This is a genomic window from Acinetobacter piscicola (assembly GCF_002233755.1).
In the GTDB taxonomy this organism is placed as follows: Bacteria; Pseudomonadota; Gammaproteobacteria; order Pseudomonadales; family Moraxellaceae; genus Acinetobacter; species Acinetobacter piscicola.
Window position 1 is genome coordinate 123177 of sequence record NZ_NIFO01000006.1, and the last position, 18684, is coordinate 141860.

An 18684-nucleotide genomic window follows, 5' to 3' on the forward strand; every position below is an offset into this window, starting at 1 on the left:
TTTTTTAAAGAAGGGTTTTTATTGATTTAATCTTTCAAGTTTTAATGTTCAGGATTGGGCGGAATCATCTGATCCAAATCTTTATCAGAAATTTTATCCAATTCATGCAAATCTGTTTTAATTTTCCACTGACTTTCATCTTCAACCGGTTTAGGTAAACGTGCTTCTAACCAGTCGCATACGACATCTGGTGGAAAGTCTGCATGATTACATTGGATCACCCATGCAAGGAATTGTTTAGCTTCACCATTCATGTAGGGTGGTGGCGAAACGGGAAGGAACTGAGTCGGTAAGCGTTCATTCTTAGAAATATAATTTAAAACATGCCCAAGCTCTTGTACAGTTTGCCAAGCTAAAGGGTGTTCGATATTAATTTGGAATTTAAACCACCATGCTTGTTTGCCATCTGAGCCATAGCTATCAATAAAGCTTTCTTGCACACTTGGCACTTTGCAAAAGAATTGATGTAAACGGTCAAAACTCAGTTCAGCCACAATACAGCATCCATCAGAATAAAATTATATCTTATCAGATTGATCACTGAATTGACTCAGCTTGCTGTATAAACATAGGTATCAGGTTAAAAATTGCATATCATTTATCCATTATTTGTCTTTAATTAGGCGTTAAAATGATTCATAGCGATCAATTTGGAGGTTGAAATGAAACAAGTACTCAGTTTAAGTGCATTGGCATTGATACTTTCAGGGTTTTCGATCGCTACCTATGCTGATGGCAAGGATTGGGGTAATTACCGTAGTGTTGAGCGCCCACAAAAAAAATATCCAACGACAACGTATAAATATACAGATCAATATGGTCGTCCCATGTCACAGGAAATCCCAGTTCGTCCGCCACAGTATCATCGCCCGTATCCTCATTATCCCAACTATCCAAATCAAGGTTATCCGCAATATCCAAACCATGGTTATCCGCAATATCCAAACCGTCCTTATCCTGTTTACCCACCGCAGAATGGTGTGACGATTATTTATAATCATCAGTTTCCAACACAGACGGAATATCATTCAGACAGCTATGGTTATGTGAATGGGCAGGGCGGAAGTATTTCCAGCTCAGAATATACATTGATTAGTGATTGGCGTCGTTATGGGTTGCCTGCACCACAAGTTGGTATGCATTGGATTTATGAAAATGGTCGCTATTTGCAAATCCCAAATGATCGCTAAGTAATTTATTCATATCAATATTTATTCAAAAATTATTCTAAATTTGAGTTTTGTTCATTCATCCACATCCTGCTCTTGGTTAGAGAAGGATGTGAATTAAGAGTATTAAGCCAACTCGTCATCTTCAGGGCGTGGTGTTTTACCATGAGGCAGAGTTTGTTCAGTATGTTTATCTCGAATGACCGATGGATATGTCCACGATGCGTAACGAACAATTAAAATAGCAATCGCTAAGATCAACACTGAACCCGTGATAATGATGAGGTCAATATCTGCTTTATGGTCATGTTGAATATCTGAAATCAATAATCGTGTAAGTGCAGTAATCGCAATATAAATCAGAAAACGAACGGGCATATGATTGGTTTTAAAATAGATTCCAACCATTGCACCCAATTCTAAATAGATGAAAAGTAACAAAATATCATCAATGCTGGCATATTGTTTTACTGTTAATATTTCAATAATGGTATGCGTTGCTGACCAAGCAATCATACAACCGATGATAAACAGCGCAATATAATGAAATGCTTCAACGGCAAGATTGCCAAATTTGTCGAGGAGGTTTTCGATTTTTTCAATACGTGGGTCTTTATGCATAACAGCCTCCATTTCTCTCATTTTAAAGTCAGTAAAAACTAAGCAAGTTTCATGCACATGACTGAAAAATGAAGAATTGTGAAAACTGTTTTTGATCTTTATTGATGCTATGTTAAAAGTGATTGATGGAATTTTTTAGGAAGAACGATGTATCTACCGACTCATTTTAAACAAGAAAATCATTCTGAATTATTTGATTTAATTCTAAAGAATCCATTAGGAAGTCTTATGATAATTCATGATGGTGTGATTGAAGCCAATCATATTCCTTTTGAATTAGATCATTTACATGGTGAGTTGGGTATATTGAAAGGGCATATTGCTAAATCCAATCCATTAACAGACATGATCAATCAGCCTCTGTCTGCATATGTTATTTTTCATGCAGATCAAGCTTATATTTCTCCGAATTGGTATGAGGGGAAGTTAGAGCATCATCGTGTTGTACCGACGTGGAACTATCGTGTGGTACATGTGAAAGGAACTATTCGAAAAATTGAGGATGAAAGTTATTTGCGAGGTATTTTGGCGCGATTGACTCGAACGCATGAAGAGCAACTCAAGAAATTCCATGGAAAATGGGTGATGCACCAAAAGATTTTATTGAAGCGCAGTTAGAACAAATTGTTGCGATTGAAATTGAAATTGAATCGATGGTTGGAAAATTTAAAGTCAGTCAAAATAAATCTCAGGTCGATGCGACAAATATTGCAAAAGCTTTAGAAAATACAAACCCTGAAATGGCTGAATCTATTCAAAAATATTTGCTTAAGCCATAAAAAAACGCCTGATGATCAGGCGTTTTTTAGAATGACGAACGATTAAGATTGAGTTGTAAAATAATCTTCGCTGAAATTCATGATCACTTCTGAACCTGCTTTGATTTTAGCAACACGTGCATGTAAATCAGGCAAGATACGTTGAATGAAGTAATGTGTAAGTGCTAACTTGTCTTGATAGAATTGACCTTCTTTAGACTTCGCAGCATTGGCAATACGTGCAAACATATAAGCGAAGCTTAATAAGCCTACAGCATGTAAATAATCAACAGCAGCAGCATTTGAGAATTCAACATTTTCTTTTGCACGTTCTAAAACATGTTGAGTGATCATGTCTACTTCAGTTGCAACGTCTAAAGTCGCATCTTTAATGAAGTTAAGGTCAGTGTCTAAACCATTGGCAAAATCACGGATTTCTGAAATATATTCAGCAATGAATTCACCATTACATTTAATGGTTTTACGACCAATTAAATCTTGAGATTGAACGCCGTTAGTACCTTCATAGATCTGTGCAATACGTAAATCACGTACACATTGTTCCATGCCCCACTCACGGATATAACCATGACCACCAAACACCATTTGTGCATCAATTGCAGCATTAAATGCTGTATCAGTTAAATATGCTTTCGCGATCGGTGTAAGTAATGCAACACGGTTATTGGCTTTAGCAACAGCTTCAGGATCAGTTGAGAATTTAGTAATGTCTAATTGCTGACCTACATAAACTGCAAATGCGCGAGATGCTTCATTGTTTGCACGTGCATTGAGTAACATACGACGTACATCACCATGTACTAAGATGCTATCTGCAGGTTTGCTTGGCGATTGAACACCAGCAGCACTACGCCCTTGTAAGCGGTCAGTCGCATATTGCGCAGCATTTTGGTAAGCGTATTCAGAAGCACCTAAGCCTTGGATACCCATAGATAAACGTTCATAGTTCATCATGACGAACATTGCTGCTAAACCTTCGTTTTCTTTACCAACGAGGAAACCTTTTGCAGCATCAAAGTTCATGACACATGTTGCAGATGCTTTGATCCCCATTTTATGTTCAATCGAACCAGGACCCGCAGTATTACGTTCACCCAGTGAACCATCTGCATTGACCATGAATTTAGGTACGATAAATAATGAGATACCACGTGAACCCGCAGGTGCATCAGGTGTTTTTGCTAAAACAAGGTGAATGATGTTTTCAGCAAGGTCATGATCGCCACCAGTAATGAAGATTTTTGTACCTGTAATATTATAAGTACCATCTGCATTCGGTTCAGCTTTAGTTTTGATAATGCCTAAATCTGTACCTGCATGTGGTTCAGTTAGACACATTGTCCCTGACCATTCACCTGAATAGATTTTTGGTAAATAGGTTTCTTTTTGTTCTTGTGATGCATAACTGTTTAATGCCATACCTGCGCCAACTGAAAGAAGCGGGTAAAGCATAAATGATGGATTGGTTGCAAATAACATTTCATCTGCAAGTACAGTCAGCATTTTAGGCATGCCTTGACCGCCCCATTCTTCGTCTGCACCTAGACCAATCCAACCGCCTTCAGCATATTGTTTAAATGCTTCTTTAAAACCAGCAGGTGTAGTCACAGCACCATTTTCAAAATGAGCACCTTCTTCATCACCACTACGGTTTAATGGAAGGGTAACGTTTTGAGAGAATTTAGCCATTTCTTCAAGAATCGCTTCAGCCGTAGCAGCATCAAGGTGCGCTAGGTTTTCATTCGATTGCCAGAATTGCTCTGCATTAAAGACATTATTAAGAATGAATTTCATATCTGCAAGTGGTGCATTATAAATTGGCATGTTGGTTCACCTGATTTGTTTGAATCTGTAGTACGAGGTCAGTGTAAGCAACCATTGTGAAAGTTGTTATATGACCAAAGACAAAGGATGTTCTATTTATAAAGAAAAAGGACAGCCAAAGCTATGACTGTCCTTTCTCTATTTCTGCACTCAAGGGTACAGTTTTTTAAGATTGCTAACTAAAATCTAATCTTAGAAAGCAAAATCTTCAGCGTCTAATGCCATCAATGGATCTAAACCACCAGCAATCACATCTACATGTGAACGTACGCGTGGTAAGATTTTCTTGAAGTAGAAGTTCGCAGTTTTAAGTTTCGCATTATAGAAACCAGTTTCACTGTTACCTTCAGCTAGTTTTTGCTGTGCAAGAAGTGCCATACGAGCCCATAGGTATGCAAGTGTTACATAACCAGAGAAGTATAGGTAATCTACAGCTGCAGCGCCCACTTCGTCTGGGTTTTGCATTGCTCTCATACCAATCTGCATAGTCAAATCACCCCACTCTTTGTTTAGAGCAGCAAGTGGTTCAACAAATGCTTTCATTTCAGCATTGTCTTTGTTTGACTCTACAAATTTATGAATGATTTTTGTGAAGTCTTTTAACATTGCACCTTGAGTTTGAAGGACTTTACGACCTAACAAATCAAGTGCTTGGATTTCAGTTGTACCTTCGTATAAGCAAGAGATACGTGTATCACGTACAATTTGCTCCATACCGTGCTCAGAAATAAAGCCATGACCACCAAACACTTGAACACCGTGTTTCGCAGATTCAGAACCTGTTTCAGTTAAGAATGCTTTAGCGATTGGTGTAAGAAGTGACAGCATGTTATCTGCTGATTTACGTTCTTCTTCAGTTGCACCTTGCTCAACAACGTCTGCATATTGAGACAAGAAGTAAACAAGTGCACGACCGCCTTCAGCAAATGCTTTTTGAGTCATGAGCATGTTGCGAACAGCAGGGTGAACAATAATTGGATCTGCTTCTTTTTCTGGTGCTTTAGGGCCAGAAAGTGAACGCATTGCTAAACGATCTTTCGCATATGCAAGCGCGCCTTGGAAAGATGCTTCAGAAGCAGTCAAACCTTGAACCGCTGTACCAATACGTGCAGTGTTCATGAACGTGAACATTGCGTTTAAGCCTTTGTTCTCAGGTCCGATCAAGAAACCTTTTGCACGATCAAAGTTGATTACACATGTAGAGTTACCGTGGATACCCATTTTGTGTTCAATCGAACCACAACGTACGCCGTTACGATCTGAAATAGAACCGTCAGCATTTACGTTGAATTTAGGCACGATGAATAGAGAGATACCTTTAGTACCTTTTGGAGCACCCGGTAAACGTGCAAGAACGATATGGATGATGTTATCTGCCATGTCGTGTTCACCAGCAGAGATAAAGATTTTCTCGCCAGAAATTGCAAAGCTACCGTCTGCATTTGGTTCAGCTTTAGTACGGATAATACCTAAGTCAGAACCTGCATGAGATTCTGTCAAACACATCGTACCTGTCCATTCACCTGAAACAAGTTTAGGTAAATAAAGCGCTTTTTGTTCAGCAGAACCGTGATGCTCAATGGTACGTACTGCACCATGAGAAAGACCAGGGTACATACCCCAAGCCCAGTTCGCAGCACCGACCATTTCAGAAATAGCAGTACCCAATGAACCAGGTAAGCCTTGACCACCATGTTCTTCAGGAACAGATAAAGATGGGAAGCCTAATTCTACATATTTGTCATAGGCTGCTTTAAAGCCTGTAGGTGTTGTAACAACGCCGTCATTCCACGTACAGCCTTCACGATCGCCCACTTGGTTCAGTGGAGATAATTCGTTTTCACAGAAATCAGCACCAGCTTCTAAGTATTGATCGACCAATTCACGGCTTACGACATCTTTGTATGCAGGGAGTTTTGCGTAATGTTCTTCAGCATTTAATAATTCATGCAAAACGAATTGCATATCACGTAAGGGTGCTTTGTATTGTGGCATATCGGTTTCCTCAATACTGGTTAGACCAGATTTATAATCCTAATAAATACGATGCGTGTCTTCGATGACACGGATTTGTTGTATTACATCGTGCAACATCTTGTAGTTAGGTACAAGTATTTGATGGTTAATTCTCTGTGACTGTAAAGTCAAAGAAAAATAGCTTGAACAGTGTAAGTGCTTTGAGTGTAAACACTTTTCACTAAAAAATAAGTGCACAGATAGTCAAAATCGTAAAAAGTTATGTCCAATAAAAAAGGTGCTATAAAGCACCTTTTTAACAAAATATTAGATTAAGCTTTGGGTGGCATAGGTGCTACAGGTGGCATTTTGCCGTCTGCTTTGAATTGTGGTTGGAATTTCACTACACATTGACCATCTAAAAGTTTGTCACCCAACTTCACTTGAATGGTTTGACCCGCAGGGTGACCTACGCAAGATTTTTGTACAGCTTCCCATCGTGCTTTACGTTCAGCACGTTTTTGTTCAAATTGTTGTTGAATTTGCGCACGCTGCTCTTCAGTCATATCATTCATACGAGGGCCGTCATGACGCATCATACGGCCATTTTCTTTACCTTCCTGACGAAAGTTTTGCTTCATTTCTTTCATTGCTTTGCGGTCAGCTTTGAACACGATATTACAAGTACCATCTACGGTTTTGTCACCTGCTTTTACTTGAACAGATTGTCCAATCGTTTTGCCATTACAAGCTTCTTGCATTTGTTTACGCATCTCTTTATGTTGCGCACGCATTAGTTTCATTTGCTCACGTTCTTCAGGTGACATCTTATTATGACCATGATGATCACCCATCATACGTCCTTGATGTTCTTCTTTCGGGCCTTGCGTTGATTGGCAGGCAGTTAATACCCCCATGCTTAAAAGACTTGCAGTGACCAATGCTATTTTTGTCATGGCTTTCATTGTACTACTCCAATCATTTTTAGGTTCTGTTGATACGTTAAAGATTAAATAATAATGATGTAGAAACAATGGAGAGTATTTTGATTGAGTGTTGAGTACAATAATCAAATGAGAAGAAAAATGAGAGATCTGTTTTGAAAATACGCCGAGTCCCCATCGCACTGCGTCTTTTTCTTACTGTGTTATTAACCACTTTGTTAATTACCACAGTGAGTTTGAGTGTTTTGCATTGGACGATGCAGAAAAACTTTGCCAAATATGTTGCCGATGTAGAAATGCAAAAGCTCGATCATTTGATTGAAAATTTGGCTGATGTTTATGGTGTTTATCACGACTGGGGCAATGCTGTTCAAGCTCAAATTCTTCAAATTGAAGGGCAAGCTGCACCTGACGATTATGATAAATTATCGCGCTGGTGGCTACGTCGTCAGTACGATATTGCGTTACAACAACGCTATTTTAAAGAACATACGATGCTCAATTCAGTAGAGCAAGATATGGGAGCATCAGCTAAAAAGCAGATTGATCAAGCTGAATTGAAGATTTTAGAAGAAAACCTTCCTTCAGCGTATCAGCCATTCGAAGGATTAAAATTCCCATTAAGTTCAAATCAGAGTATGTTTAGGCCACCTGATAAAAATACTAAGAATAAAAGTTCAACGATGGTGTCTGCCGAGCAAAAAGATGGAAAGAAACGTTTTATTTCAATGCCCGATCGTTTGGGTTTAAGTTCACGTCTGTCTTTGTATGATGTAAAACATCAATTCGTACTGGGTGAGCCTTCAGATGATCAAGTGTCTTATCGGCCAATTACAGTGAATGATAAAATCGTGGGTTATTTGGGTCTAAAACCTGTTTTAGATCAGGATGATGCACTGAGTATCAATTTCTTTAGTAATCAAAAGCGTTATTTGGTTCTAATTTATATTCTGAGTTTGTTGAGCAGTTTGGTTGCAGCATTGTTATTGGCAACCTATTTTAAACAACCGATTCAACGACTTCTTAATGCAACCCGTGAATTGACCAAAGGTAATTTTCAACATCAAGTCGTGATTAAACGTAATGATGAATTAGGAGATTTGTCGACAGAAATTAATCAACTTGCGACGATCTTAGATCAACATGAAACCTCTCGCCGTCAATGGGTTGCCGATACTTCACATGAGTTAAAAACGCCTCTGGCAGTATTACAAGCTCAAATTGAAGCGATGCAAGACGGGATTCGTAAGCCAACACCTGAGCATTTTGAAGCGATGCTAAGACAGGTCACCAGTTTAAAAAAATTAACGCAAGATCTTGCCGATTTAGCACAAGCAGAAGCACAGCAATTGAAATGTTATTTTGCTGAAATAGATCCGTGGTCTGTGGTTTTACAAGAAATTGAAAATTTTAAACCTAAATTTGAACAGGCAGATTTATCTATTTTAGCCACAGGTCAAGGTGCAAAATTACAATTAGATATAGATCGCTTTAAGCAAATTATGGTCAACTTGTTGAGTAATAGTATTCGCTATACAGAGGCGGGTGGTGAAGTCCGAGTACATACTGAACAAGATGATCAGTCATGGAGTGTCATCGTCGATGACAGCCCATTTGGCTTAACTGATGAACAAATTGCACGTTTAGGTGAGCGCTTCTATCGTGTGGATGATTCACGAACCCGCAGCACAGGTGGCACAGGTTTAGGTTTAGCATTATCAGGTAAAATTGCACAGGCTTTAGGTGGGCAACTCACATTTGATCATTCACCTTTAGGTGGTTTGCGTTGCAAACTGACATTTTCAAAACATACAAAGAGTTAAAAGGAAAAGCACAACATGAAACATATCATGCTGGTAGAAGATGAAGTTGAACTTGCGCAATTGGTACGAGATTATCTAGAGGCAGCAGGTTTTGAAGTCAGTATGTTCCATGATGGTCAGGAAGCATATGATAGCTTTTTACAACGTAAGCCAAGTTTGATGGTTTTAGACTTGATGGTGCCTCGCATGGATGGTTTAACCATTTGCCGTAAAGTGCGTGAGCAAACTGATTTGCCAATTATTATGGTGACAGCACGTACGGAAGAGATTGACCGTGTTCTTGGTTTAAATATGGGGGCTGATGATTATGTATGTAAGCCATTTAGTCCAAAAGAATTGGTGGCTCGTGTGCAAGCGGTATTGCGTCGTTTAGAGCGTAAAGCTGAACCTGAAAATAACGACCTGTTTCGAATTGATAAAGCACAACAACGTATCTGGTATCAACAAAAGTCGTTGAATTTAACGCCAACTGAATTCCGCTTATTAGAGCTTTTCCTCGAACATTTAGGGCAAGTCTATTCTCGTGCGCAACTTTTAGACCATATTAACCCAGATAGTTTTGATGTTGCTGACCGTGTTATTGATAGTCATATCAAGAACTTACGCCGTAAAATTTCTGAAGCAGCAGAAACGGGAAATCGCCATGAATGGGTACAAGCGGTATATGGCGTAGGTTATCGTTTTGAATATCCAGAAGATTAACTTTTCAACATTATCTGTTTGAGATTGTGGATAAACACAGGTTTATCCACAGATTTTGTGGGTAAAAGTGTATAACGCTCAAATTTATTGATGAAGAACTGAACATATAAACAATAGTTGATTTATATATTCTAATTTTTAATAAATTTCCGTTTGTTGAAAACAGCATGTATACATTTCTGTAGATCTATTTTTTTCAAATGAATAGATCGAAAAAATAACCGACACTTATTTTTGAGTAAGTACCAACTTGGAAAAATTTGCTTAGCCATAACAATAATTTGCTATACAATGCAGTGAACAGAATAACAATAGAACCGAATATGTCCAATCTTCCCGATTATTATTATACCCGCCGCTTTTTAGCAATCTTATGTTTTATTGCAGGTTTTGCTTGTGGGATTGGTTTCTTTGTCACGGGTATGACGAATTACATTTTGTTGGTTTTGATGGTGGTATTTTTTATCCTCACTTACTTTATTGCGCCTTATGCGCAAGGGCGACAAAGTCGAAGGTCTGATGGTTGGGATATTTTACCGCTCGATGATTGGATTATTTCAGGATTCTTTGATTTGATCATCTATCCATTTCGCTTAATTGTCTATCTCATAAAAGCGATTTTAGATTAACAACGTTTATATAATCGTTGCATTATTAGATATCTTATAAAAGTCAAAAATAATCGAAATTATTATTGAGAGTCCCTTCGCTTATCTGGGATGAGTAATATTGTTCAGAATGGGGGAGAATCCTCACACTCTTACGCGTAATAACGCTCATCCTTTAAAAAGGAGAGGGAACGTTCATTATAATAAATGTTCATCACAACTCGGCTTATGCAAGAAGTCTATTTAAGCGCATTTTATTCACAATCATTTTTTATTTAAGCCCGTTTTTATTTTCAATCACTTTATTTAATTTGACGGTGGATTTCTAAGACCTGTTTTTGTGCTTTAGTCAGTTTATCAACAACCAATTCATAAGAGCTTTGCACTAAATCTTCAATCAATTCAGGGGTGATGAGTTCTCCTGCATAAACTGTAATCCAATGTCTTTTATTCATGTGATAGCCAGCACGAATAGATGGATAAGCATCTCGTAACATTTCACCATCATCAGGTTGAACTTTTAAATTGACGATTTTATTGCCTTGTAGTGATGAACTGAGCATAAACATTTTATCCATCACTTTAATGACTTTGATATCTTCACCAAATGGATAATCTAGTTCTGCTTTAGGCATTTTTAGCGCAATTGTAATTGCTAATTTTTCTATTTCATCGCCAGTCATGACATTCTCATTCTATTTATATCAACAGTATATTATGGATAAATCGTAATGATTGTCCCATCATCGACCAAGTTCCATATTTCATCCATATCGACATTTCTAACAGCGATACAGCCCCATGTCCAATCATTGCGTGGTAAATAACGCATTAAGCTGGGTAATTTTTCTATTTGCGAATTCGTTGCCGACCCATGAATCATAATATCACTTCCAGCAGGAACGCCGAGTTGTTGTGCTTTTTTCTGATCTTGCACATTTGGATAGGACACATGTAATGATTTATAAAAGGCACTGTTGGGATTTCGCCAATCTAAAATATATTGCCCTTCAGGTGTTTTTCCATCACCTTCTTGAACTTTATGCCCAACGGGGTTAAAACCCAAACGCATTGGATAAGTTTGGATCGTTTGCTCACGATGCATCAGTTTTAGCAGTCGCTCCGTTTTATAGACTTTTACTTCGCTAATTGGTGTGGTTTGACGGATATCTTTGATTTGCAGATCAGTAAAATTCTGTACTTGAATGCTTGCTTCTGCTGTCGGGATAAAGTGATTAAATTTTTCATAGATCAATATACTCGAAAGAATGAGTGCAAGAATGATGATGCTGAAAAAGATATATTTCTTATTCATTGTTACTGATAATTATATAAAAACATGTATTGTATGAATTTTATTCATTTTAAAGGTAAAAGCTGTAGTTGATTTGTGATTGTGGATTTATCCTGTGGATAAACACATGGTTATCCACAGAATTTGTGGGTAAGTCTAATCGATCTTTGAATAGTATTGATAAAATTTAAAATTATAATATATGAATATTTTATGAATTCAGTATTTATTTATGTCATTCACTTTGTGAAGAAATTGAATGAATTTTATAATTTTTCAATTGATTGGTTTATGTAAGTATTTATTATTAAAATAATTTTTTAGATTTGTGCATATTTTTATTGAAAATATGCGAATTACGAGATATTTTTAGCAAGCTTTATATTTACGAAAAATTACTTTTTATTCATTTATAACAAAAGGGTAGCTCATGTTATTTAAAAAAACATTGCTTGTGATTATGTGTAGTTCTGCTTTGGTTGCTTGCGGAGGTGGTGGTGGCTCATCAAACGGTGACAGTTCATCAAACGGCAGTGGTTCAAATGGAGGTAGCACAGGCGGAGGTAGTGTAACTACACCTGTTTCTGATTTGGACAAAGCAAAACAACTGATTGAAACGACTAAAGCGATTATTTCATATTATGATGGTTTTCAAGATATTGCGGATAATTATAAAACACCAGTCGAAGTGATCAATAATACTGCTTCTGATTTAGGTCGTGCCGCTGGCATAGTGACTACGCTTGCAGAGCTTGCTATGGAAGATGCGCAAGGCAAAACTAAGCAATACAGTGCGGCTGAATTAGAGCTATTATTAAATAAAGATGCGATTAAAAATCAATATCCTCTAGGATATGACTTAAAAAATAATACATTGCAAATTCAGGTAACAGGTAGTTCAATCAAAGTAACAGGTTCTGCTGATGTTGCGTACTGGGACGAATTTAAAGAGCCAAATGCATGGGATTGGGATAACCCAGATTGGTTAACCAATAAAGAAAACTTTATTTATGCAAACCAAGCTAAAGTAAACGTGACCAATCTGGTGTTTGAAGCTCCTTTTATCGCAAATCAAAGTACGTATAATTTTAAAATTGCAAATGGTGGTGCGATTGAAGTAATCAATGCAGCACAGCAAAAGGCTAAATTTAGCTTCACTGCAGACAGTACGGCTAAGTTGGTGTACCCAGTTGCGAATACCTTGGAAAATCAAGAGACTTTACCGAATCAAGCATCTTTACAATTAAAAGGTTTAGTTTTTGAAAGTGCAGATGTAAAAGCGACATTGAGTGAAGTTTCATCTTCAGCAAAAACGGTTAAGTTCTCTAATGGTCAATCAACGATTGAACAATTAATACCATCTGAGTTGGTTTTAAAAGGTCAGGTTTCTTATTTACAAGAAGTATTGGATCTTGATGCAAGTATTAAACTCAATAATGATTTATCAAAAGTCATTGATATTAGTGCGGGTCATGAAACTGCACTTAATTTTATTAATGCAGATTTAGCCGTTAAATTGTCAGGTAAATTAAAAGGTGCTAACGCAACGCCAACCCCATTTAGTATCAATGTGACTGCCAAGCGTGCTGAATATTTAAAAGGTACTGCAAATGTTGCAGTTGCGGTTGATAAAAATGCATTGAACATTGAGTTTGCTTCACAAGATATTACTCAAGAAAAACCTGTAGTGAGCAGTGTGATCAAGCATGAAAATGGTGCATTTGTTCAAATTGCGGATATTAAAAAGTTTAGTACGGCTGATGTAAAAGTCGGAACGACAAGTTATGGAACAATTACCAAAAATTCTTCAGAGCAATATGCTGTGAAATTTATTGACGATACAGTTGTTTATATCACTCCATAATTTAGACTTGTGAGAAGAGGACAGCATGCGCTGTCTTCTTTTATATTAAATGAATAAAAATCTTATATTTCTAACGCTGCTTCCTAGCGTATGTTTTGCAGAAAAATCAGCACAGTTTTCATTGAATGCAGAATTGTATAGCGATCCTGTTTCAGTCCACGCCTTTTTGAATGATTGGGATAGCCCACATTTGGAAAAGGGTAAGAATGCCTTTGCTTCGGGCAAAATGAAACTTGAAACGCAACAAGATCACTGGACGATGGGTTGGGTATGGTCTTATGACTACCAATTACGTTTTAGTGAAGATATGGCAAAATTATATTATCAAATTCAAAATGATCAGCTTATCGATGCGAATTCAAGTTATGCACTGGAATTAGAAGCACAACATATCGATACGGTTGGAACACGATTTGGTTATGATTGGGATATCCACCCCAATTGGACAGTTGTGACGGGAGCTACCGTATTAATCGGACGTCATTATGTCGATGGTACATTTCAGGCACGTGGTCAAACCACAAATATGACTGAACTGATGGATCGAGTTAGTTGGTTGAATGGCCATTTGAACTATAGTTATGATCAACCTGCATTAAAAGAAGATGAACTGGGTTGGAATGGCAAAACAGACAAAGGTTATGGTTATGCCTTGGATTTGGGTTTAAAAGGTAAAATAGGCAAAAATTGGGATCTTTACTTTCAAGCTGAAGATATTTTTAGCTATTTGTATTGGGACAATGCTCCATTTACAAAATATAGTATTACTTATGATCAGAACAGTCGCCCACGTATGGATTTGTCTGGACAGTTGAGTAAAACCAAGCAATATAAACAAAAATTGCCGTTTAAAATCAGTTCTGAAATTACCTATACATCCGATGTAAATCCTTGGAGTATCAGTCTGAGTAGTTTTTCAAATCAGTATTTAACTTTGGCGCAATTGAATGGCTTTTGGCAGACTGTTCCACTTAAATATGGCGTACATATAGAGCCACAGACACATTCTTTAGGTGTATCTGTACAGCATAAAAACTTCGGTTTGAAATATTTGACAGATGATTTAGCAACCAATGATGCGCATCGTTTTAGTACGTATTTATATGCCCAATATTTCTGGTAATACCGTTTTTAAAAACTGATTTTAAAATGAATAAGCGATTAAAAAAGCGGGCTTTTCGCCCTAATGCTGATCAGTTAAGAGTAATTTAGTACTTACTCATCTAAAAATCTCCCCTAACCCCTCTTTAAAAAAGAGGGGGGAACTATTGAGAATTTAAAATAATTTTAGATTCCCTTACGCAGCTGCGCTGCTCATCCCTCCTTTGGAAAAGGAGGGTTGGGGAGGATTTAAAAATACTTAACTGATTGGCATTAGGTTATTTACCCGCAATTTACTAAGAAGAACAACTCACAGATATTTCAGGTACATCACTCGGCAGTGGTGCTAAATCCTCAGCTTTTTCTAAATTGACTTGTTTAGTAAAAGGTTGACTCAGCAATTTAAATAAACGCTCTACTTCTGAGAAATCATCACGCTCCGCCAGTTCAATGGCTTTCTGTGCCATGTGATTACGAAGGATATAAACAGGATTGGCTTTCACCATTTCAGCATCAAGCGCATCAATATCTTGGTTTTCACGAATACTTTGATATTGCGTTAAAAATACTTCGAATTGATGACGATCCACACAATCATCTTTAATTGCTTCATATTGTTTATTCTGCAAACGAATAAAGCTGTCGGTGTAGTCTAATTGCTCAGATTGCAGTACTTTTAAAAAGGCCATACCGCAATCAAGACTGTCTTTATGGAAGCTTGGAAGCCCCATTTTTTGACACAGACCTAGCGTATAATGTTCTAAAAATGTCGGCTCAAAATGTTCTAAACATTCAACTAAATCTTGTTTAAATTGTTCTTTTTCGTCAGCCTTTGCTAACGGAATTAAATTATTTAACCAATTCCAAAGATTCCAATGCGCAATACTGGGTTGATTTTGATAGGTATAACGCCCATTGTAATCACTGTGGTTGTTAATCCAATTCGGACGGAAACGTTCCATAAATCCGTAAGGACCAAAATCCAAAGTTGAGCCTGTGATATTTAAATTATCTGTATTCATCACACCATGTGCAAAGCCGACCAATTGCCACTTGGCGATCATAATCGCTGTGTTTTGAATGACTTTGGCTGCAAAAGCGAGTAGTGGCTTTTCAGCCTCTAAACATTCTGGATAGTGCCATTCGATACATTTCTGTGTGAATTCTGCCAATAAATCAGGTTGGTATTGATTAATCCATTCAAAATGTCCTAAACGAATATGGCAGTCAGATGTACGCAACATCATAGCGCCTGATTCAAGCGTTTCTCGCTGTATGCCTTGTGTAGAGGAGGTGAAACCGACTGAATTGCTAGAAGGTACGCCAAGCGCATTGAGTGCATGACCCGCGAGATATTCTCGAATTACAGAACGTAATACTGCACGACCATCTCCCATGCGAGAGTAGGGCGTTAAACCTGCACCTTTCAGATGTAAGTCAATGGTTTGACCCTGTCGATTTAAAATCTGAGCAATCAGTAAGCCTCGACCATCACCGAGCTGACCAGCCCACTGTCCAAACTGATGTCCTGCATAGACCATCGCCAATGGATGAAATTCGGGAAAGGTTTTTTGTCCGCTACAGATTTCGACCCATTGAGTTTTATCCTCATTTGACCATTGCAACTCATCGGCTAAAGCAGCATTAAAATGTCCAGCTTTGGCGCCTTTAAGCGGAACTGGCATTTGCTCATGGTAGAGTTTTGGATTGAGTGATGGGTAACGTGAATTGAAATACATAGCAATTGATCACAGTGGATTAGGCATGACTTCACCAATATAGCAAAGTTTTATCGGTATGGATAATTCCAACTGTTTCAGTCAACAATAAATAATTTTGCCTCATCGAAGTTGATGAACGATGTACTTCGGTATGGTCTGCAACTTGGTAACTCATTCCTGTACTTAATGTAAATGTACGTCCATCCTCAAGCTCTGTATGCAATTCACCTTTTAAGCAAAATAGAATATGATCTTCAGAACACCATGAACAAAAAATAAAGCACTGTTTTATTTGCAGTGCAAGGCTAAATAACCTGCTTAATATTCAATAATTCGAATTCGGATATTGTCAAATTGTTGTGTATACCAAAGAATATAACCTAGCTCACCTTCATGGCGAGTGGTAGGAATGTTTGTCCAATTGGTGATACCGAAGGGAATGTTATTAATTTGCATTTTATTTTACTCACTGATGTTACGTATTTGAGACCAAGGACTTACATATTTAAAATGAAAAATACTCAGCAGAGTCTTAAATTTAAAATTTATATTTAGGGTTAGGCCTTCGGCTCGACCTACTTTTCTTTCGGGAAAAGTAGGCAAAACCATTGTCATCCGCTGAACTCGTTCAATACCGTCAATTCTTCAGATTCATTGCAAAAACATTCTGATTCAAATGCAGTCCTGTCTCGAACAATAGCGAATGACGTTTCCGCGTCTCAATTAACAGTTGTGAATAAAATTGAAAAAAACTTTTTGACTATCGCTGTGTAACATCAGTTACGTATTATTTTGAATCAAAAGTGCAAAAAAAGCCCCATTAAGGAGCTTTTCTATTCATTTGAATTTGATTAAGAAACCACGTTCTTTTTAATACCACGCATTAATGTTTCTAAACGTTCACGATGGAAGGCTAGCTTTTGTTCAACCAATTGGAAATCAACTTTTAACTTCACATCCATTTGGTGAATTTTTTCAGCAACAGCCGCTTTTTTGGCTTGAAGTTCTTGCTCTTTTAAAGCAGCCCAATCGTTTAAAGTATGGGTAAATGCTTCATATTCTTGAGCAACTTTTTGTTTCATTGCCATGATATCTGCATTTACATCATGCCCGTAAATCGCAAGATCTTGTTGTGCATATTTAAACTTCATTGCCAATTCAGCTTTTTTAATATTGAAGTTTGGAATACGGCGTAGGTTTTTTGCTAAACCGACTTTAGAGCATGACCAAATCAGCCATTTTGTCGGATCATACTGCCACCATTTCACGCCATTACGATAGTCGTATTGGAAAATGTGATGATAGTTATGATAACCCTCGCCCCAAGTCGCAATAGCAAGGACAAAGTTATCACGTGCAGTATTTTCGTCAGTATAAGGACGTTTGCCCCACATATGACAAAGTGAGTTAATGAAGAATGTGACGTGGTGGCTGAAAATCAAACGTAATAATCCACCTAATAATAAAACGCCCCACATATCACCAACAGCCCAACCAAGTGGAACTAAGATGGCTGCATGAACTGCGATCACCAGTGGAATGTAATATTTGTCCTGAAACATCACGACTTTATCATTCAACAAATCGGGTGCATTTTTATAGTTTTTTTCAGAAGATGGGTAGTTACGTAACATCCAACCGATATGTGCAAACCAAAAACCATTATTAATAGAGTATGGATCTTGTTCTACATCATCAACATGACGGTGATGAGTACGGTGACCTGAAGCCCAGAACAAAATACTATTTTGCACAGCAAATGTACCCATAATCATCAAAATGATTTTGAGTGGTAAGGTCGCTTCATAAGCACGATGCGCCCATAAGCGATGATAGCCAGCAGTAATACCTAAGCTACTTAAACCAAGTAAAACGAATAAACTAATCCAAGCCGCCATACTAAAATCATGATGGTAGGCATATAAAGGGATCGCAATCACTGCAATAATTGGTAGCAACACCAATGCAAAGACACCGATCCAATTTATTGGGGCTTTGGGTAGGGGAGCATTCATCTCCAACAGCACTCCTAAGAACCTTAATTAGGTAAAAATCGAAAGCATAGCTTCAGTATTTTTCTAGGCTATACAGTCGTGGATATTAGCATGAGCGAACAGATGTTCACTAGTATTAGTGTACATCTGTATTGTATAAAACAGTAACAGAATAAAACATGAATTTTATCGATTTGATCGGAAAAAAAGAATGGTTCAAAAGTCGTATTTAATTGTCAAAAAAGTGTAAAAAACATAGGCCTCATACTTGGTATATTAATTGA

15 protein-coding genes and 2 pseudogenes are annotated in these 18684 nt (G+C 37.5%); 7 read left to right on the forward strand and 10 right to left on the reverse strand.

The features are described from left to right. Nucleotides 1–41 precede the first annotated feature (41 nt). Nucleotides 42–494, reverse strand: a complete 453-nt coding sequence (locus tag CDA10_RS11400) for a hypothetical protein (protein WP_089605723.1) — start codon at nt 492–494, stop codon at nt 42–44. Between the two features lie 168 nt (nt 495–662). On the opposite strand from CDA10_RS11400, the gene CDA10_RS11405 reads away from it, so the two are divergent. After that, on the forward strand, nt 663–1190 hold the full coding sequence (locus tag CDA10_RS11405; protein WP_089605724.1) for an RcnB family protein: 528 nt from the start codon (nt 663–665) through the stop codon (nt 1188–1190). 105 nt (nt 1191–1295) lie between these two features. On the opposite strand, the gene CDA10_RS11410 is transcribed toward CDA10_RS11405, so the two are convergent. Next, nucleotides 1296–1790 carry a phosphate-starvation-inducible protein PsiE gene (locus CDA10_RS11410; RefSeq protein ID WP_089605725.1) on the reverse strand — a complete coding sequence of 165 codons (495 nt, stop codon included), beginning with the start codon at nt 1788–1790 and terminating at the stop codon, nt 1296–1298. Nucleotides 1791–1937: 147 nt separating this feature from the next. Between CDA10_RS11410 and CDA10_RS11415 the strand changes: the two are divergent. Beyond that, nucleotides 1938–2569: pseudogene (locus CDA10_RS11415) on the forward strand (FMN-binding negative transcriptional regulator). A gap of 42 nt (nt 2570–2611) precedes the next feature. Here CDA10_RS11415 and CDA10_RS11420 read toward each other — a convergent pair. The 3 genes from CDA10_RS11420 to CDA10_RS11430 form a co-directional block, all read right to left on the reverse strand. Further along, nucleotides 2612–4393, reverse strand: a complete 1782-nt coding sequence (locus CDA10_RS11420; RefSeq protein ID WP_089605726.1) for an acyl-CoA dehydrogenase C-terminal domain-containing protein — start codon at nt 4391–4393, stop codon at nt 2612–2614. A 192-nt stretch (nt 4394–4585) separates the two neighbouring features. After that, nucleotides 4586–6388: an acyl-CoA dehydrogenase C-terminal domain-containing protein gene (locus tag CDA10_RS11425; protein WP_089605727.1), complete on the reverse strand. Its 1803-nt coding sequence runs from the start codon at nt 6386–6388 to the stop codon at nt 4586–4588. 293 nt (nt 6389–6681) lie between these two features. Further along, entirely contained in the window at nt 6682–7314 is a 633-nt protein-coding gene (locus CDA10_RS11430; protein ID WP_089605728.1) for a hypothetical protein, read from the reverse strand. 134 nt (nt 7315–7448) lie between these two features. Here CDA10_RS11430 and baeS point away from each other — a divergent pair, with 134 nt between their 5' ends. The 3 genes from baeS (at nt 7449) to CDA10_RS11445 (ending at nt 10447) form a co-directional block, all read left to right on the forward strand. Further along, on the forward strand, nt 7449–9116 hold the full coding sequence (gene baeS / locus CDA10_RS11435; RefSeq protein WP_089605729.1) for a sensor histidine kinase efflux regulator BaeS: 1668 nt from the start codon (nt 7449–7451) through the stop codon (nt 9114–9116). A gap of 15 nt (nt 9117–9131) precedes the next feature. Further along, nucleotides 9132–9818: a response regulator gene (locus CDA10_RS11440; RefSeq protein WP_089605730.1), complete on the forward strand. Its 687-nt coding sequence runs from the start codon at nt 9132–9134 to the stop codon at nt 9816–9818. A gap of 323 nt (nt 9819–10141) precedes the next feature. Then, the gene (locus CDA10_RS11445) at nt 10142–10447 is read left to right on the forward strand and encodes a hypothetical protein (RefSeq protein ID WP_089605731.1); all 306 of its coding nucleotides are present in this window, start codon (nt 10142–10144) and stop codon (nt 10445–10447) included. A 281-nt stretch (nt 10448–10728) separates the two neighbouring features. Here the strand turns inward: CDA10_RS11445 and CDA10_RS11450 are convergent, their stop codons facing one another. Together CDA10_RS11450 and CDA10_RS11455 are read right to left on the reverse strand one after the other, a co-directional pair. After that, on the reverse strand, nt 10729–11109 hold the full coding sequence (locus tag CDA10_RS11450; RefSeq protein ID WP_089605732.1) for an MmcQ/YjbR family DNA-binding protein: 381 nt from the start codon (nt 11107–11109) through the stop codon (nt 10729–10731). Between the two features lie 32 nt (nt 11110–11141). After that, nucleotides 11142–11741, reverse strand: coding sequence for a L,D-transpeptidase family protein (locus CDA10_RS11455; RefSeq protein ID WP_089605733.1), 600 nt, complete (start codon nt 11739–11741; stop codon nt 11142–11144). Between the two features lie 409 nt (nt 11742–12150). Here CDA10_RS11455 and CDA10_RS11460 point away from each other — a divergent pair, with 409 nt between their 5' ends. Together CDA10_RS11460 and CDA10_RS17025 are read left to right on the forward strand one after the other, a co-directional pair. Further along, nucleotides 12151–13584, forward strand: a complete 1434-nt coding sequence (locus tag CDA10_RS11460) for a hypothetical protein (protein ID WP_089605734.1) — start codon at nt 12151–12153, stop codon at nt 13582–13584. A gap of 49 nt (nt 13585–13633) precedes the next feature. After that, nucleotides 13634–14707, forward strand: coding sequence for a hypothetical protein (locus CDA10_RS17025; RefSeq protein WP_228704625.1), 1074 nt, complete (start codon nt 13634–13636; stop codon nt 14705–14707). Between the two features lie 274 nt (nt 14708–14981). Here the strand turns inward: CDA10_RS17025 and CDA10_RS11470 are convergent, their stop codons facing one another. The 3 genes and pseudogenes from CDA10_RS11470 to CDA10_RS11485 all read right to left on the reverse strand — a co-directional run bounded on the left by CDA10_RS11470 (nt 14982) and on the right by CDA10_RS11485 (nt 18421). Continuing rightward, nucleotides 14982–16424, reverse strand: a complete 1443-nt coding sequence (locus CDA10_RS11470) for a protein adenylyltransferase SelO (protein WP_089605735.1) — start codon at nt 16422–16424, stop codon at nt 14982–14984. Between the two features lie 77 nt (nt 16425–16501). Beyond that, a pseudogene (locus CDA10_RS11475) lies at nt 16502–16862 on the reverse strand (DHCW motif cupin fold protein). Nucleotides 16863–17257: 395 nt separating this feature from the next. Further along, nucleotides 17258–18421 (reverse strand): acyl-CoA desaturase, encoded by a 1164-nt coding sequence (locus CDA10_RS11485; protein ID WP_089605736.1) that lies wholly within the window; start codon nt 18419–18421, stop codon nt 17258–17260. Between the last annotated feature and the right edge of the window lie 263 nt (nt 18422–18684).

Excerpts from the sequence above, each read along its gene's own strand:
- CDA10_RS11405 (WP_089605724.1), top strand. The coding sequence starts at position 663 with ATGAAACAAGTACTCAGTTTAAGTGCATTGGCATTGATACTTTCAGGG.
- CDA10_RS11410 (WP_089605725.1), bottom strand. The coding sequence starts at position 1,790 with ATGCATAAAGACCCACGTATTGAAAAAATCGAAAACCTCCTCGACAAA.
- CDA10_RS11420 (WP_089605726.1), bottom strand. The coding sequence starts at position 4,393 with ATGCCAATTTATAATGCACCACTTGCAGATATGAAATTCATTCTTAAT.
- CDA10_RS11425 (WP_089605727.1), bottom strand. The coding sequence starts at position 6,388 with ATGCCACAATACAAAGCACCCTTACGTGATATGCAATTCGTTTTGCAT.
- CDA10_RS11430 (WP_089605728.1), bottom strand. The coding sequence starts at position 7,314 with ATGAAAGCCATGACAAAAATAGCATTGGTCACTGCAAGTCTTTTAAGC.
- CDA10_RS11440 (WP_089605730.1), top strand. The coding sequence starts at position 9,132 with ATGAAACATATCATGCTGGTAGAAGATGAAGTTGAACTTGCGCAATTG.
- CDA10_RS11445 (WP_089605731.1), top strand. The coding sequence starts at position 10,142 with ATGTCCAATCTTCCCGATTATTATTATACCCGCCGCTTTTTAGCAATC.
- CDA10_RS11450 (WP_089605732.1), bottom strand. The coding sequence starts at position 11,109 with ATGACTGGCGATGAAATAGAAAAATTAGCAATTACAATTGCGCTAAAA.
- CDA10_RS11455 (WP_089605733.1), bottom strand. The coding sequence starts at position 11,741 with ATGAATAAGAAATATATCTTTTTCAGCATCATCATTCTTGCACTCATT.
- CDA10_RS11460 (WP_089605734.1), top strand. The coding sequence starts at position 12,151 with ATGTTATTTAAAAAAACATTGCTTGTGATTATGTGTAGTTCTGCTTTG.
- CDA10_RS17025 (WP_228704625.1), top strand. The coding sequence starts at position 13,634 with ATGAATAAAAATCTTATATTTCTAACGCTGCTTCCTAGCGTATGTTTT.
- CDA10_RS11470 (WP_089605735.1), bottom strand. The coding sequence starts at position 16,424 with ATGTATTTCAATTCACGTTACCCATCACTCAATCCAAAACTCTACCAT.
- CDA10_RS11485 (WP_089605736.1), bottom strand. The coding sequence starts at position 18,421 with ATGAATGCTCCCCTACCCAAAGCCCCAATAAATTGGATCGGTGTCTTT.